The 14,591-nt window shown below is 67.8% G+C and carries 14 protein-coding genes; 8 read left to right on the forward strand and 6 right to left on the reverse strand.

Features of this window, described 5'->3' with window-relative positions:
- Nucleotides 1-60 precede the first annotated feature (60 nt).
- Nucleotides 61-708 (forward strand): hypothetical protein, encoded by a 648-nt coding sequence (locus U5A56_RS24935; protein WP_044843216.1) that lies wholly within the window; start codon nt 61-63, stop codon nt 706-708.
- Nucleotides 709-938: 230 nt separating this feature from the next.
- On the opposite strand, the gene U5A56_RS24940 is transcribed toward U5A56_RS24935, so the two are convergent.
- Both U5A56_RS24940 and U5A56_RS24945 read right to left on the reverse strand, forming a co-directional pair.
- Nucleotides 939-1,223: a hypothetical protein gene (locus tag U5A56_RS24940; protein ID WP_044843215.1), complete on the reverse strand. Its 285-nt coding sequence runs from the start codon at nt 1,221-1,223 to the stop codon at nt 939-941.
- A 336-nt stretch (nt 1,224-1,559) separates the two neighbouring features.
- On the reverse strand, nt 1,560-1,769 hold the full coding sequence (locus tag U5A56_RS24945) for a hypothetical protein (RefSeq protein ID WP_044843214.1): 210 nt from the start codon (nt 1,767-1,769) through the stop codon (nt 1,560-1,562).
- 535 nt (nt 1,770-2,304) lie between these two features.
- On the opposite strand from U5A56_RS24945, the gene U5A56_RS24950 reads away from it, so the two are divergent.
- Both U5A56_RS24950 and U5A56_RS24955 read left to right on the forward strand, forming a co-directional pair.
- The gene (locus tag U5A56_RS24950; protein WP_044843213.1) at nt 2,305-3,159 is read left to right on the forward strand and encodes a helix-turn-helix domain-containing protein; all 855 of its coding nucleotides are present in this window, start codon (nt 2,305-2,307) and stop codon (nt 3,157-3,159) included.
- 120 nt (nt 3,160-3,279) lie between these two features.
- Nucleotides 3,280-4,947 (forward strand): ATP-dependent helicase, encoded by a 1,668-nt coding sequence (locus U5A56_RS24955; protein ID WP_124646319.1) that lies wholly within the window; start codon nt 3,280-3,282, stop codon nt 4,945-4,947.
- Between the two features lie 79 nt (nt 4,948-5,026).
- Here U5A56_RS24955 and U5A56_RS24960 read toward each other — a convergent pair whose 3' ends face one another.
- Complete coding sequence (locus U5A56_RS24960; RefSeq protein ID WP_321925043.1) at nt 5,027-6,586, reverse strand: methyl-accepting chemotaxis protein; 1,560 nt, start codon at nt 6,584-6,586, stop codon at nt 5,027-5,029.
- A gap of 229 nt (nt 6,587-6,815) precedes the next feature.
- Between U5A56_RS24960 and U5A56_RS24965 the strand changes: the two genes are divergently transcribed.
- Nucleotides 6,816-8,330 carry an MDR family MFS transporter gene (locus tag U5A56_RS24965; RefSeq protein ID WP_124646320.1) on the forward strand — a complete coding sequence of 505 codons (1,515 nt, stop codon included), beginning with the start codon at nt 6,816-6,818 and terminating at the stop codon, nt 8,328-8,330.
- Nucleotides 8,331-8,421: 91 nt separating this feature from the next.
- Here the strand turns inward: U5A56_RS24965 and U5A56_RS24970 are convergent, their stop codons facing one another.
- Nucleotides 8,422-9,420, reverse strand: a complete 999-nt coding sequence (locus U5A56_RS24970; RefSeq protein WP_321925045.1) for a quinone oxidoreductase — start codon at nt 9,418-9,420, stop codon at nt 8,422-8,424.
- Between the two features lie 125 nt (nt 9,421-9,545).
- Between U5A56_RS24970 and U5A56_RS24975 the strand changes: the two genes are divergently transcribed.
- The 4 genes from U5A56_RS24975 to U5A56_RS24990 all read left to right on the forward strand — a co-directional run bounded on the left by U5A56_RS24975 (nt 9,546) and on the right by U5A56_RS24990 (nt 13,084).
- The gene (locus U5A56_RS24975) at nt 9,546-10,451 is read left to right on the forward strand and encodes a LysR family transcriptional regulator (RefSeq protein WP_321925046.1); all 906 of its coding nucleotides are present in this window, start codon (nt 9,546-9,548) and stop codon (nt 10,449-10,451) included.
- Between the two features lie 101 nt (nt 10,452-10,552).
- Nucleotides 10,553-11,113, forward strand: a complete 561-nt coding sequence (locus U5A56_RS24980; RefSeq protein ID WP_044843208.1) for a GNAT family N-acetyltransferase — start codon at nt 10,553-10,555, stop codon at nt 11,111-11,113.
- 9 nt (nt 11,114-11,122) lie between these two features.
- The gene (locus tag U5A56_RS24985; protein ID WP_044843207.1) at nt 11,123-11,980 is read left to right on the forward strand and encodes a MerR family transcriptional regulator; all 858 of its coding nucleotides are present in this window, start codon (nt 11,123-11,125) and stop codon (nt 11,978-11,980) included.
- 123 nt (nt 11,981-12,103) lie between these two features.
- Complete coding sequence (locus U5A56_RS24990; RefSeq protein WP_044843206.1) at nt 12,104-13,084, forward strand: sulfonate ABC transporter substrate-binding protein; 981 nt, start codon at nt 12,104-12,106, stop codon at nt 13,082-13,084.
- A gap of 313 nt (nt 13,085-13,397) precedes the next feature.
- Here the strand turns inward: U5A56_RS24990 and U5A56_RS24995 are convergent, their stop codons facing one another.
- Together U5A56_RS24995 and U5A56_RS25000 are read right to left on the reverse strand one after the other, a co-directional pair.
- A complete protein-coding gene (locus U5A56_RS24995) occupies nt 13,398-14,177 on the reverse strand; it encodes an SDR family oxidoreductase (protein WP_321925049.1) in 780 nt (259 codons plus the stop codon).
- A complete protein-coding gene (locus tag U5A56_RS25000) occupies nt 14,177-14,503 on the reverse strand; it encodes a nuclear transport factor 2 family protein (protein WP_321925051.1) in 327 nt (108 codons plus the stop codon). The genes U5A56_RS24995 and U5A56_RS25000 overlap by 1 nt, the downstream gene beginning before the upstream one ends.
- Between the last annotated feature and the right edge of the window lie 88 nt (nt 14,504-14,591).

Consider the following 14,591-nt stretch of genomic DNA (forward strand, 5'->3'; position numbering starts at 1 on the left):
ACGGCGCTATGTTACCGCGCGATAAACTGTATATCCATACAGTATCCCTTCAGCAGTAACATGATCCTCCCCCCATTCGATCCCCCGAAGCTGAACGACCTCACCGAATGGTGGACGAAGTGCACCTATGCCGACGTCCAGCGCCTGATCCTCGAGGTGCAGCACCTTCGTCTGACGCTGTGGGAACTGAAAGCACACGTCGCGGATGCATCGCGCGGGATCCGCGTGCTCGATCCGGCCATGCTCGCGCACGGCTCCGCACTGAGACGGCTGACCTACCTGCTCGAAAAGGAAATCGAGCGCGCGAATCCGATCGGCCGCTCGCGCGACGTATATGCACCGTTTTCCGACGAATGGCGCGCCCGTGAAGCGCTGCGATGCGCATTGCGCGCGCCGCCCGAACCCGCGGAAGCCGGCACGCTCCCCTGCACGATTCCGGAATTCCGGCGCGTCACCTGGGCCGAGCTTCGCGATCGCTGGCGTCATCTGAGCGACAGGCAATCGAGCCGGCAGAACATCGAGCAACGCATGGTGCTCGAGATCGCGCGTCAGCGATCCGTGATCCTCGCGCGCGCGCGAAAACTCGTCGATGCCGCGATCGCCGAAGCGGCGGCGGAAGGCAAGCAGTTGTTCGCGCTCGATCAGCTCAAGCGGCTGCTGTCCGTCGAGCGGGAAGACGGAGAGCCGTTCACGTATATGCCGGCGTAAGGCAATTCGAATTCGGCGGTCGTTTTTCGAGGGTTCTTCGATGTCGTTCGTTTTCCTGATCATGACGACATGACGATACTTTCCCGTGCAATGCGTCGGGCAGGCCATGCTTCATCGATCAATGCCGAAGGCGCGATGACCGCGAGGTCATCGCAACACATGGACGTTATCGAAGATCGAAAGGCGCGGTTCGCGCCGGGACGATCCCGGTGCAACCGGTATCGGGGTGATCAGTGTGGATAGCTCAACCGACGCGTTTGCGCGCGCGCCGTGCGGTTGTACGGCTGAAGCCGCGCGAGCTGTTCGATCGACATCGTGACGACTTCGAGCACATGCCGTGCGATCTCGTCGTCCGTCATGCCGGCGTCGACGTACTGTTCGATGCTCATCGTTCGAGGCGGATGGCTGCCCGCGTCGGCGTCGACGATGTAAATCCTGGCGGTACGGTGCTCCGACGACAACACGAGCTGGACAGTTTTACCGAGAACGACGATCTGCATGCACAAAGTGGCCATTCGCTGCCTCCAATTGCGTTGCCTTCAATCGAGCATCGAACGATACCTCACAACCCGGGCGATGAATCTACTCGCTTCCCCGGATATTCGAAACCATCAGGAATCAATTGCAGGCCGGCTGCCCATCGCTTTCCGCAAACCTTTCTGCCGGGCGCGACCATCCGGGCGCGTCGCCATGCGGCAACGGCGGGAAGGTGCGCGCGACCCCGCCGCGCATCCGGGCGTCACTCGTGATTTTCGCTTTGAATGGGGGGCGCCCGTTCGGCGCCCTAATGGCTCACAGTGCATGCACCGGCCGGTCGAGCCGGCGCCCGTCGTGCCCGGGCAAACGACGCGCTACGCGTAGCGGCTCAACCAGGCTTCGGAAAATGCTTTCGCGTAGGCGACGGCGTCTGCTTCGGTATCGAATTCGCCCAACTTGCGGAAAGCGGCCTCGCGGCTGAAACCCAGCTTCGTGACCTCGACCTGGGCGGCATATTTGCCGTCCTCCGTCACGCGCGGTTCGCAGTTCATCTCGTACCCGCGCATCACAAATTTCTTCTGCATCGCTTCAACACTATTTTGAGACGGGCGAATCGTAGCATGGGGTTCCGCCGCGTTCATGCGCGTGCCCGACCAGAGCATCCCCATCGGTTCCATTAGAGTAAGCCGTCGAATCATTCGCGTACAAGATGTCGGGCCATCCGGCCCGACGCGCGACGCCATGTAAAAATTTGTCGCCGACGCAGCGGCACGAATGCCGCGGTTCGGCTCGCCGACACGCCCTGCTCTGGTGCATTTCGTCGGCAGTGCGGTGCGATTACGTGCCGCTCGGCGAGGAATCGTGTCCCGGCGCCTCGCGATCCGCGTCCGAAGGTTGCGAACGGGCCAGCGACGCGTGACGCACGCCTGCGGATCTAGCGTAACGTCATGACACACCTTTCACAGAAAGGCACCGATTGCGACATGGAATGACACTCGTTTTGCGGTAAAGTTATCTTTTCCGCGCGTGGCCGGTCGGCTCGCCCCTGGACGTCATAAAGACTGTCCGCCGAGACTGCCGCAAGGCGTCGTTCTGAACGTCACGATCCGTTCCCGTAGCATGACCACTGAAGCAATCACCACGGATTCCCTCGCGGTTGCCGAGCGCGTGCGCGAGCTGATGACCCGCAACGGCATCGGCAAGCGCCAGCAAACCACCGAGCTGTGCCGCATCCTCGACCTGAGCTTTTCGCAGGGTCACCGCAAGCTGCGCGGCAGCAGCCCCTGGACGCTCGCGCAGATCAAGAAAGTCGCCGAAGCCTACGGCGAGCCCGCCGCTCAACTGTTCGGCGCGCAGACGCTCGACCCCGGCATGGTCGGCGCCTATTCGCAGGAGGCCGTCCTGTACGCCGGCGTCGCCGAAATTCCGTGCACTGCCTGGATCGGCGCGCCGCTCGAAGCCGGCGCGCGCCCCGAGTTCGTCGCGTACGAACAGAACGGCCGCTGGCGCGTGCTGCGCCATACGGGCGTGCTGTATCAGAACGCGTACGACGTGCACAAGATCGAGATCTATCCGCGCCGCGCGGAGAGCGACAAGCTCGTCGTCGCGGTGATCGATCCCGATCGCGTCAGCGCGACCGAGTTGTGCCGCTATCTCGAGCGGCAGGGATTCTCGACGGCCGCGTTCGACGGCCTCGCGCCGTTCGTCGACGCGCTGCAGGGCCAGGCGTTCGACGCGGTCGTCACCGAATGGCTGTTCGACGACAGCACGGCCGCCACCGCGATCAAGGCGGTGCGCACGTCCGACAATCCGGGCGCGCCGATCTTCGTGCTGACGGGCGACCTGCTCACCGGCCGCGCGAGCGAAGCGGACATCAGCGAAGTGATCCGCGCATTCGACGTCGTCTGCTACGAAAAACCCGCGCGCATGGCGATCCTCAGCGCCGACCTCGCGAAGCGGCTCGCACGCGGGTAATTCCCGCACGCCGTCTACCTCTTTCGCATGGCCGGCGCCCCTGCGGCGCGGCGGTCGTGAACAGGTTCCTCAGTACAATAGCCGGACCCCGTTCACGACCGGCATCCGCCGCCCGACTTCATGGCCCGCCTCATTCCCGACGACTGGAAAAGCCTCGCCGCCACCGGCGCGGCCGAACGCGAGCGCGAGACGCTTGCCGCCCTCGAACACGCGCTGCCGGACAACTACACCGTCTATCACGGCGTGCACTGGACGCGTGCCGACCAGGGTTTCTCGGTGTTCGGCGAAGCGGCGTTCGTCGTCGTGAGCCCGGCCGGCCGCGTGCTGCTGATCGAGCAGAAGGCCGGCTTCCTGCGCGAAACGCCGAAGGGGCTCGTGAAGGTCTACCTGCAGAAGGAGCGCAACGTCCCGATCCAGCTCGCGCGCACGCAGGAGACGCTGCACCGGCGGCTGACCGCCGCGCTCGGCGCGGGCGTCTATGGCGTCGAGGCGCTGCTGTACTGCCCCGACTACGCGATCCGCGAGACGGCGATCGCCGGCGTCGCGGCCGACCGCATCGTCGATGCGTCGCGCAAGGCGCAGCTCGCGCAGGTGATCCTGCAGATCCTGCCCGAGCACGACGAGCCTCTGCCGAACGCAGCGAAGCTGCATCACTTCCTTGCGGACGAACTGGCGCTCACGCCCGACACGAGCGCGCTCGTCGGGCAGGCCGGCACGCTCGTCACGCGGCTGTCGGGCGGGCTTGCCGAGTGGGCGCGCCAGCTCGAATTCACGCCGTTCCGCTTGCGCGTGACGGGCACCGCGGGTTCGGGCAAGACGCAGCTCGCGGTGCAGGCGATGCGCGACGCGGTCGCGGCCGGCAAGCGCGTGCTCTACGTGTGTTTCAACCGGCCGCTCGCCGACTACATCGCGCGCATCGCGCCGCCCGGCGCGAAGATCGCGAACTACCATCAGCTGTGCGACTGGGTCGCCCGCGACGGCGGCTATACGCCCGACTTCGACACGCCCGGCGCGTTCGAGCGGCTCGAGGCGCGCTTCGCGCAAGCGCCGATTCCGGAACGCTGGCGCTTCGATGTGCTGATCGTCGACGAAGGACAGGACTTCCACGCGCCGTGGGCGGCGGCGCTCGAGCGCCTGCTGGCGCCGGACGCCGCGTGGTGGTGGCTGGAAGACCCGCTTCAGAACCTCTATCTGCGCGAGCCCGTCGCGCTGCCCGGCTGGGTCACGCTGAAGGCGCTGACGAACTACCGCAGCCCGCGCGACCTGCTCGAATTCGTGCGCGACGTCGTCGGCCGCGTCGAGCCGCTCGCGGCCGAACTGCGCTCGGGCAGCCCGTTCGACGGTTCCGATCCGTCGGTGTCGTCATACGGGGAAGACGGCGCGTCGGGCGACGCACTCGCCGAAGCGTGCATCGACGCGACCAAGCGCGCGATCACGCACGCGCTGTCGCTCGGCTTCCGCAAGCAGGACATCGCGGTGCTGTCGTATCGCGGCCGCGAAAGCTCGGTGCTCGCGCGGCTCGACCAGCTCGGCCCGCACCGGGTCAAGCGCTTCACCGGCAAGTACGACCTGTTCGGCAACCCTGAATATCGCGAAGGCGACGTGCTGCTCGATTCGATCTACCGCTTCAAGGGGCAGTCCGCGCCGTGCGTGATCCTCACCGAGATCGACTTCGACACGCTCGATGCGCGTGCGGCCCGCAAGCTGTTCGTCGGCGCGACGCGCGCGACGATGAAGCTGCTGCTCGTCGCGTCGGCACGCTCGGCGGCGCAGCTTGCGGGTGGATGACGCGGCGGAACGCGGGTGGCGGGCGCGCGCCGGATGACTACCCCGCCCACTGCTCCCGCTGCGCGCGCCGCACCGTGCGTCACGCCACCCGAAACGCCCCCACCGCCCGCCGCAGCCCATCGGCCTGCTCCTCGAGCGACGCCGCAGCCGCCGCCGCCTGCTCGACCAGCGCCGCGTTCTGCTGCGACACCTGATCCATCTGCGACACCGCGCGGTTCACCTGCTCGATCCCGTCGCGCTGCTCGTTCGACGCGGCCGCGATCTCGGTCATGATGCCCGTCACGCGGCCGATCGCCTGCTGGATGTCCTGCATCGTCGCGCCGGCCACGCCGACCAGCCGCGACCCCGTCGCGACACGCTCGACCGACTCGCCGATCAGCGTGCGGATCTCCTTCGCGGCCGACGCCGAGCGCTGCGCGAGCGTGCGCACCTCGCCCGCGACCACCGCGAAGCCGCGGCCCTGCTCGCCCGCGCGCGCGGCTTCGACCGCCGCATTCAGCGCGAGGATGTTGGTCTGGAACGCGATGCCCTCGATCGTGCCGATGATGTCGGCCACCTTCTGCGAACTCTGGTCGATCTCGTTCATCGTGCCGATCACCTCGCCGACGACCGTCGCGCCGCGCGTCGCGATCTCGCTCGCGTTGTCCGCGCACGCCTGCGCCTCGACCGCGTGATCGGCGTTCTGCTTCACGGTCGCCGTCAGCTGTTCCATGCTCGCGGCCGTCTCCTGCAGCGCGGACGCCTGCTCCTCGGTACGCTGCGACAGGTCGGTGTTGCCGGCCGCGATCTGGTGCGTCGCGGTCGAGATCGCTTCGGAACCCTGGCTGACCTGGCGCACCGTATCGGCAAGGCTGCGCTGCATGCCCGTCACGCCCTTGACCAGCTCGGCCATCTCGTCACGCGACGACCAGCGCACTTCCGACGTCAAGTCGCCGTCCGACAGGCGGCGGAAATGCGACAGCAGCCGGTTCACCGGTTGCGTGATCGCGAAATGCAGGCCGACCGCGCAGCCGAGACACGCGGCGAGACCGAACGCGATGCCGGCGATCGCGCCCGCGCGCATCCAGCCGTAATAGGTCTGCGCGGTGTCGTAGACGTCCTTGCCGCGCGCGGCCTGGTACGCGTCGAGCGCGTCGGTCGCCTGCGTGAGCGCGACCGACAGCGGCGGCGCGACCGTCATCAGCAGGCGGTCGGCGTCGTCGCGGCGTCCCGCGCGGATCGCGTCGATCATCGGCTTCAACGCCTGTCCGATCAGCGCCTGACGCGCGGCGTCGAGCCGGGTCGCGAGCGGGCCTTCGTCGCCGTCGTGCGGCATCGTCGCGTAGGTGCGCCACGCGGCGTCGGCCTTCGCGAGATAGCCCTCGGCCTTGTTGACGAGCTCGGGCACTTCCGGCGCCTCCGGATGCAGCATCGCGCGGTCGAGCGTGGTGCGCACGATCGTCAGGTCCAGGCTCGCGGCGGACAGCGCCGTCTTCGCGGCCAGCTCGCGCGTATAGGCTTCGTCGAGCGCGCGGTTCGAGCGCTGCATGCCGGTCAGGCCGATCAGGCCCGACACGACGAGCAGCACGGCGACGAGCCCGAGCGTGGAAAAAATCCGCGTACGGATCGAGAAACGGGAAAACAGGGCGTTCAGGTTCATGACGGGACGGGAGCGATAAAGGGTGCCGCGGCAATCGGTCCGCGGCACTCTGGATTACGGTTTGCCTGCAAAAAACTTGAGTCCGGTCCTCCGTCGGGCTGATCGCGATCAATTTTCCCGGTCGGCAATCTCCTGTTACCAATGCAACAAATCGAGGCCCGGCAGAAATTGACCAGGCAACAAATTATCTCTATATTTCGCTCCATTCCCTGCCATGGCAGATATCTCGATGAGAACCGATACCCTCCTTGCCCCGCCGGCCGCCGACGCGGCCCGCCGCGATGCGCCGACCGGGCTGATCGTCGCCGCGCTGCTGCTCGTCATGCTGCTGTCCGCGCTCGACCAGACGATCGTGTCGACCGCGCTGCCGACCATCGTCGGCGAGCTCGGCGGCCTCGACCAGTTGTCATGGGTCGTCACCGCGTACCTGCTGTCGTCGACGGTCGTGCTGCCGCTGTACGGCAAGCTCGGCGACCTGTACGGCCGCAAGATCGTGTTGCAGGCCGCGATCGTGCTGTTTCTCGCCGGCTCCGCGCTGTGCGGCATCGCGCAGGACATGACGCAACTGATCGTGCTGCGCGCGCTGCAGGGGCTCGGCGGCGGCGGGCTGATGGTCGTCACGATGGCCGCGATCGGCGACCTCGTGCCGCCCGACCGCCGCGCGCGCTATCAGGGGATGTTCGGCGGCGTGTACGGCCTCGCGACGATCGTCGGGCCGCTGCTCGGCGGCTTCCTGGTCGAACACCTGTCGTGGCGCTGGATCTTCACGATCAACCTGCCGCTCGGCCTGCTCGCGCTCGCGGTGATCGGCATAGCGTTCCGGCCGCATACCGCGCACGTGAAGCACCGGATCGACTACATGGGCGCGGCGTTCCTCGCGACGGCCCTCACCTGCGTGATCCTGTTCACGAGCGAAGGCGGTTCGCTGCTGCCGTGGTCGTCGCCGCAACTATGGATGACGCTGGTGCTCGGCGTGGTCGCGGTCGGCGGCTTCATCTACGAGGAGCGGCTCGCGGCCGAGCCGATCATGCCGCTCGAACTGTTCCGCCAGCGCACCTTCGTGCTGATGAGCCTGATCGGCTTCGTCGTCGGCATCGCGCTGTTCGGGTCGGTCACGTTCATTCCGCTCTATCTGCAGGTCGTGAAAGGCTCGACGCCGTCGCAGGCCGGAATGCAGCTGCTGCCGATGATGGGCGGGATGCTCGCGATGTCGGTTGTCAGCGGCCGGCTGATCTCGCGGCTCGGCACGTATCGGCCGTTTCCGATCGCGGGCACGCTGATCGGCGGTGTCGCGATGGCGCTGCTGTCGACGCTGTCGCTCGACACGCCGCTCCACACGATGTACGCGTACATGGCGCTGCTCGGGATCGGGCTCGGCATGGTGATGCCGGTGCTGACGCTCGCGGTGCAGAACACGGTCGAATTCCGGCACATGGGGGTCGCGACGTCGGGCGCGACGCTGTTCCGCTCGATCGGCGGTTCGCTCGGCGTCGCCGCGTTCGGCGCACTGTTCTCGCACGGGCTGCAGTCGCGGATCGTGCAGGCGCTGCCGGCCGGCACCGAGCTGCCGCCCGCGCTCGGCCCGGCGGCCGTGCACCAGTTGCCGGATGCGGTGCGCGATGCGTACCTGCATGCGTTCGCCGGGTCGCTGCATGTGGTGTATCTCGCGGCGGCCGGCGTGATCGCGATCGCGTTCGTGCTCGCCTGGTTCGTCGAGAGCGCGCCGCTGCGCAAGCACAACTGATTCGCAGGCCGGCGGCAGCGATCGCCGGCCGATCGAAGCCACGAGGCGACCGTTCTCCCGATTTGCGATCGCCGTGCCGCCCCGCCCGCCGTCACGGCACCAGCACCACCCCGCCCGTCGTCTGCCGCGACTCCAGCAAGCGATGCGCGTCGGCCGCGTGTTCGAGCGGCAGCCGCGCGCCGATCTCCACGTGCATCCCGCCCGCGAGCCGCTCGAGCGTCGCGCGCGCCGCTTCCCGATACCCCGCCACGTCACGCGCGATGAAACCCAGCACGCTCGGCCGCGCCAGCGCGATCGAGCGGGCTGGCCCGAGTTCGTCGAGATCGATCGTCTGCCGCGCGCCGATCGCGGCGACCTGCCCGATGCTCGCGACCATCCCGAACGGCCGGACCGCGCCGAGCGTACGCGTCAGCACGTCGCCGCCGATTCCGTCGATCGCGTAGTCGACGCCCGCGCCGCCGCCGAACGCGCGGGCCGCCGCGACGAAATCCGCCTCGCGATAATCGACCACCGCTTCCGCCCCGTGCGCGCGCACCAGCGCCGCCTTCGCGGCCGAGCCGACCGTGCCGATCACCCGTGCGCCGAGCGCGCGCGCCCACTGCGTCGCCAGCAAGCCGACGCCGCCGGCCGCTGCATGCACGAGCACGGTCTCGCCGGCGCCGACCTGCCGCACGCGGTACAGCAGCATGTAGACGGTAATGCCTTTCAGCAGCCCGGCCGCGGCCGCGTCGTCGCTCACGCCGTCGGGCACGGGCACCACGCGCTCGGCGGGCAGCGTGCGCAGGCTCGCGTAGCTGCCGGTCGGCAGTCCCGCATAGGCAACGCGCTGGCCCGGGACGAGCGCCGTCACGCCGGGCCCGACCGCCTCGACCACGCCGGCCGCCTCCACGCCGAGCGCGTCCGGCAGTGCCGGCAACGGGTGCGCGCCGGTCCTGAAATAAATGTCGACGAAATTCACGCCGACGGCGGTCTGGCGAATCCGCACCTCGCCGGCACCGGGCGGCACGACGGGCGCATCGACACGGCGCAGCACGCCGGCGTCGCCGTAGCGGTCGATCCCGATCCGGGTGGCGGTGGCAGTTTGGGTCATGACGTTCCTCGCAATCGAATGAAGTGACACGATCATCCCATCGTGCATAATCGAACGGAATTCCCGTTACGCGCCCATCTACTGTGCAAAATTCGACCGAACCAACGGCAGTGTCCGCGCCGCCGATGAGCTGGGACGACCTCCGCTATTTCCTCGCGGTGATGCGCGGCGGCAGCCTGTCGGCCGCGGCGCGGACGCTGCAGGTCCAGCATTCGACGGTTGCCCGGCGCATCGACGCGCTGGAGTCCGCGCTCGGCATCCGGCTGTTCGACCGGCTGCCGCGCGGCTGGCCGCCGACCGACGAAGGGCTGCATCTCGCCGAACATGCGGCGCGCGTCGAAACCGACGTGCATGCGTTCGCGCGCGCCGCGCAGGGGGCGGCGGCGCTCGACGGAGTGGTGCGCGTGTCCGCGTCGCCGGTATTCGCGAGCCACTTCCTCGCGCCGCGGCTCGCCCGCGCGCAGCGCGCGTGGCCCGCGCTGCGGATCGACCTGATGGGCGAAATGCACGCGGCGAACCTGTACGCGCGCGAAGCCGACCTCGCCGTGCGCTTGTCACGACCGAACGAGCCGGGGCTGGCCGCGCGCCGGCTCGGCACGATGCGCTTCGCGCTGTGCGCATCGCGCGACTGGGCCACCGCGCCGCCCGACACCTGGGCATTCCTCGGTTACGACGACGCGCTCGCGCAAATGCCGCAGCAGCAATGGCTCGAGCGCTTCGCGGCCGGGCGCCGCTTCGCGTTCGTCGCCAACGACCTGGCCGCGCTGCATCGTGCGTGCGTGGCCGGTGCGGGAATCGCGTTGCTGCCGCGCTTTCTCGTCGACGTGCCGGCCACGAGCTCGGGCCCGGCCGCGGCCGATCCGTCGTTGTCGGCCCCCGCAGCGCTCGTCGAACTGACGTCCGTGCCTCGTTGCGACGTCGAGCGCGAGATCTGGCTCGTCGTCCACCCGGACGTGCGCCGCTCGCCGCGCGTGCAGCGCGTCGCGGAGGCGATCGCCGACGCCGTTCGCGACGCGGAGGGCCATCTGTAGGCCGGTCGGGCAGGCCCTGCACGCAGGCGACGCGGCCAACGCCTTTACCGCACCGCCCGACGGCCGGCATAGTAGCGGTTTCATCCGCCTACTCCGCCACCATGCCCGCCGCTCCCGCCTGCGTCGTCCGCGACGCGACCGATGCCGATCTCGACGCCATTCACGCGATCTACGCGCACCACGTGCGCCACAGCGTCGCGTCGTTCGAGGAGACGCCGCCCGACGTCGACGAACTGCGCACGCGCCGCGACGCGGTGCTGCGCCACGGGCTGCCCTATCTCGTCGCGGAATGCGACGGCCGCATCGCCGGCTACGCGTACGCGACGCCCTATCGCACGCGCAGCGCGTACCGCCACACGATCGAGGATTCGATCTACATCGACGACGCGCAGCGCGGCCGCGGCATCGGCCGCGCGCTGCTCGCGGCACTGATCGCGCGTTGCGAAGCCGGCCCGTGGCGGCAGATGATCGCGGTAATCGCCGACGGCGGCACCGGCGGGTCGACGTCGCTGCACCGCGCGTTCGGTTTCGAGCCGGCCGGCGTGCTGAAGGCAGTCGGTTTCAAGCACGGCCGCTGGATCGACACCGCGCTGATGCAGCGCGCGCTCGGCGACGGCGCACGCACGCTCCCCGCCGCGCCCGAGCCTGTCGCGCCGCGCTAGAATGGCCGCATGTCAAAACAGACTCCAACCATGCCAGACGAGGCCGCGCCGGATTCCCGCAACGAGTACACGGTCGACGAACTCGCTCGCGTGTCCGACACGACCGTGCGCAACGTGCGCGCGTACCAGGATCGCGGGCTGCTCGCGCCGCCCGAGAAGCGCGGGCGCGTGGGCATCTACGACGACACGCACGTCGCGCGCCTGAAGCTGATCAACCACCTGCTCGCGCGCGGCTACACGCTGTCGAACATCCAGGACCTGATCATGGCGATCGACGAGGGTCACGACCTGCGCTCGATCCTCGGCCTGGAAAACGCGATCGGCGGCCGCTGGTCGCACGAACTGCCGAAAACCTATTCGCTCGCGCAACTCGCGCAGATGTTCGGCCCGCAGACGGCGTCGCAACTGTCGCGCGTGACCGAACTCGGCCTGCTCGAACGGCGCGGCCTGTCGTTCGTCGCGAAAAGCCCCGCGCTGCTCGAGGCGGCAGCCGCGATGACGAAGGAAGGCATCCCGCCGCGCGAGCTGCTTGACGTGATCAGCCTCGCGCGGCCGCACTTCGACGCGATCGCGCGGCTGCTCGTCGATCTCGTCGTGAAGCGGCTCGACCGCTATGACGAAGGCACGCTGCCACCCGTCACCGACGTGCCCGCGCTCGTCGATGCGATCTGGCGCCTGCGCCCGCTCGCGGCCGTGTTCGTCGAGGGCGAGACGAACCGCGCGCTCGAGAACGCCGCCAGTGCGTATCTGGGCGGCCGTGTCGCGACGATCCTCGACCGGAAACTCAGCGACGAAGCAGCACGCCAGGCCGGCACGTCGGATACGTCCGATGCGTCCGGCCCGCAAGGCGACGGCGACAAAGCATAGGACCGCCGCCGTCATATTCATATCGGCATTGCTTGGTTTGCGGGCCCGATCGCCCGTGCGACGATTCTTCCAACCGAGCGGCGCGCGCCGCTCCCCGAAGACGTTTCGCATGGAGTCCGTTCGATGATTCGTTTCACCCGCTGGATCACCCGCACCGCCGCGACGGCGCTCGTCGCCGTCGCCGCCACATCGGCCTTCGCGCAAGGCAGCGCCGACAAGGTCGTGCGCATCGGCTACCAGAAGGCCGGCCTGCTGTCGGTCGTCAAGACGCAGGGCTCGCTCGAGACGCGGCTCAAGCCGCTCGGCTACACCGTCCAGTGGTTCGAATTCCCGGCCGGCCCGCAACTGCTCGAGGCGCTGAACGCGAACAGCATTGACTTCGGCTACACGGGCGCGCCGCCGCCGGTGTTCGCGCAGGCGGCCGGCGTGCGCTTCGTGTACGTCGCCGCGGAACCGCCGTCGCCGCACAACGAAGCCGTGTTCGTGAAGGCCGATTCGCCGGTCCGTTCACTCGCCGACCTGCGCGGCAAGAAGGTCGCGCTGCAGAAGGGTTCGAGCGCGAACTACCTGTTGCTCGAAGCGCTGAAAAAGGCCGGCGTACGCTACGACGAAATTCGCCCGGTGTACCTGCCGCCCGCCGACGCGCGTGCCGCGTTCGAGAGCGGCAACGTCGACGCGTGGGCCGTGTGGGATCCGTACTACGCGGCCGCGCAAAATTCGCTGAAGATCCGTACGCTGTCCGACTACACGGGCCTCACGCCCGCGAACAACTTCTACGAGGCAACGCGTGGCTTCGCGGAGCAACATGCCGACGTGGTCGGCACGATCCTGAAGCAATTGCGCGAGACGGGCCTGTGGGTCAACGGGCATCCGGCCGAGACGGCCGCGCTGATCGCGCCGAAGGTCGGCCTGCCGCAGCCGCTCGTGGAAACGTGGATCAAGCGTGTGCCGTTCGGCGCGGTGCCGGTCGATGAGAAGATCGTCGCGGTTCAGCAGGGGGTGGCCGATGCGTTCTATGCGGCGAAGCTGATTCCGCAGAAGCTGAACGTGGCCGATAACGCGTGGACCGACAAGGGCGTGGCAAGCGCGCTCGCGGCGAAGTAACGCACGGTTCGCACTCGCATGGAACAGGCCGACGGGTGCCCTGCCCGTCGGCCTTTTTTGGTTCTGCTCGAATTTTCGGGGGACGTCGGGCGCGCTGGCGGCGTTCGGCCCGTTTGAGTCGCTCAACGAAGATCTACGACTGCCCGCTCCCGGACCAGGAAAAGACGGTCATCGATGATGCTGTACCCTTCGGAGCATCTACCGTTGCGGCGGTCGCGAACAGAAGCCCTGTCTCGCGGAAGAGGCTTGGTCGTGACTGCCAGCCCGTTGGCAAACAGGTTCGGCACCGCGACGGCCGGGCAAGTGGCTCAGATCACACAGTCGGAACAGTTCCTCCGTCGATGACGTATTCAGTGCCGGTGATTGCGCTGGCCCGCGCGGAGACGAGGAAGCCAATGAGTTCCGCAACCTCCCGAGGCGAGCATGGTCGGCCGAGAGGAATGCCACCGAGCGAATCCATGATGATCTTGCGGGCGCCTTCCGTGTCGATACCGCTTTGTCGGGCGATCTCGGCAACGAGACCTGCGGCGGCATCGGTCTCGACCCAGCCCGGGGAGACACGCACGACGCGAATGCCCTTCGGACTGACCTCCTTGGACAAGGCCTTGCTGTAGGTTGACAGCGCGGCCTTGGCGGCGGCATAGGCAATTGTCGCCTCCGGCAACGGCAATTGCCGCTGGATCGACGTGACATGGATGATGACGCCCGAACGCTGCGCGATCATCGAGGGCAACAGCGCGCGATCGATGCGCACTGCCGAGAATAGGTTCAGGCTCAATGCCTTGTTCCATTCAGCGTCATCCAGCACGCTGAAGCCACCGGCCGGTGCAGATGAACCGCCCACTACGTGCACGACTATATCAACGCCACCCAATCGCTCGAGCACGGCGTCGACGATGGCTTTACAGCCCTCGGCCGTCGCGATGTCCGCCCCGATGAACCGTTCTTCGGCAAGCTCATCGGGACGGGAACGCGCGGTCGTCAGAACGTTCGCACCTGCCTCGCAAAGGCGTCCGACAACGGCCTTGCCGACGCCCTTGGTTCCGCCCGTAACGAGCGCCCGAAGCCCCAGCAGTTCGGATGCGGAGCTCATTAGCGGATTTCCAGCGACGCAATCCTGCCGCCGGCCAGGACGAACGTATAGGTCAGCTCAACCGGGCTACCCGGGAAGGTGCCCGTGAGCCGTGCGCGCATCGTCACGGTGGCGCCGTCCTGCGATACGTCCAGCGGCTCAACGCTGTACTGGTACCTGGTTTTGCTGTCTTTCTTCCAGGCCTGGATGGCCTCCAGCCCCTTGATCGTGCGGCCTTCGTCCCGCACGACGGCATCGGCGGCAAAGCAGTTCGATAGAGGGGCGGTGTCGGTGACGGTTTCCGCGAGCAGATAGGCATCCAGCGGCGGAGGCAGCATCATGTTCATCGGGGCTCACCTCAACGTGAAGGTTTGCATGCCCCGATCATGGCGCTACAGTTACCGCATCGCAAGAACGCACAAAAAAGTAAGTAAC

It is taken from the genome of Burkholderia sp. BCC1998, assembly GCF_905339875.1.
Lineage (GTDB): Bacteria > Pseudomonadota > Gammaproteobacteria > Burkholderiales > Burkholderiaceae > Burkholderia.

Coding starts and splice junctions, on each gene's coding strand:
- U5A56_RS24985 (WP_044843207.1), top strand. CDS start 11,123: ATGTCAAAACAGACTCCAACCATGCCAGACGAGGCCGCGCCGGATTCC.
- U5A56_RS24960 (WP_321925043.1), bottom strand. CDS start 6,586: ATGAACCTGAACGCCCTGTTTTCCCGTTTCTCGATCCGTACGCGGATT.
- U5A56_RS24945 (WP_044843214.1), bottom strand. CDS start 1,769: ATGCAGAAGAAATTTGTGATGCGCGGGTACGAGATGAACTGCGAACCG.
- U5A56_RS24950 (WP_044843213.1), top strand. CDS start 2,305: ATGACCACTGAAGCAATCACCACGGATTCCCTCGCGGTTGCCGAGCGC.
- U5A56_RS24955 (WP_124646319.1), top strand. CDS start 3,280: ATGGCCCGCCTCATTCCCGACGACTGGAAAAGCCTCGCCGCCACCGGC.
- U5A56_RS24935 (WP_044843216.1), top strand. CDS start 61: ATGATCCTCCCCCCATTCGATCCCCCGAAGCTGAACGACCTCACCGAA.
- U5A56_RS24970 (WP_321925045.1), bottom strand. CDS start 9,420: ATGACCCAAACTGCCACCGCCACCCGGATCGGGATCGACCGCTACGGC.
- U5A56_RS24980 (WP_044843208.1), top strand. CDS start 10,553: ATGCCCGCCGCTCCCGCCTGCGTCGTCCGCGACGCGACCGATGCCGAT.
- U5A56_RS24975 (WP_321925046.1), top strand. CDS start 9,546: ATGAGCTGGGACGACCTCCGCTATTTCCTCGCGGTGATGCGCGGCGGC.
- U5A56_RS24940 (WP_044843215.1), bottom strand. CDS start 1,223: ATGGCCACTTTGTGCATGCAGATCGTCGTTCTCGGTAAAACTGTCCAG.
- U5A56_RS24990 (WP_044843206.1), top strand. CDS start 12,104: ATGATTCGTTTCACCCGCTGGATCACCCGCACCGCCGCGACGGCGCTC.
- U5A56_RS24995 (WP_321925049.1), bottom strand. CDS start 14,177: ATGAGCTCCGCATCCGAACTGCTGGGGCTTCGGGCGCTCGTTACGGGC.
- U5A56_RS25000 (WP_321925051.1), bottom strand. CDS start 14,503: ATGAACATGATGCTGCCTCCGCCGCTGGATGCCTATCTGCTCGCGGAA.
- U5A56_RS24965 (WP_124646320.1), top strand. CDS start 6,816: ATGAGAACCGATACCCTCCTTGCCCCGCCGGCCGCCGACGCGGCCCGC.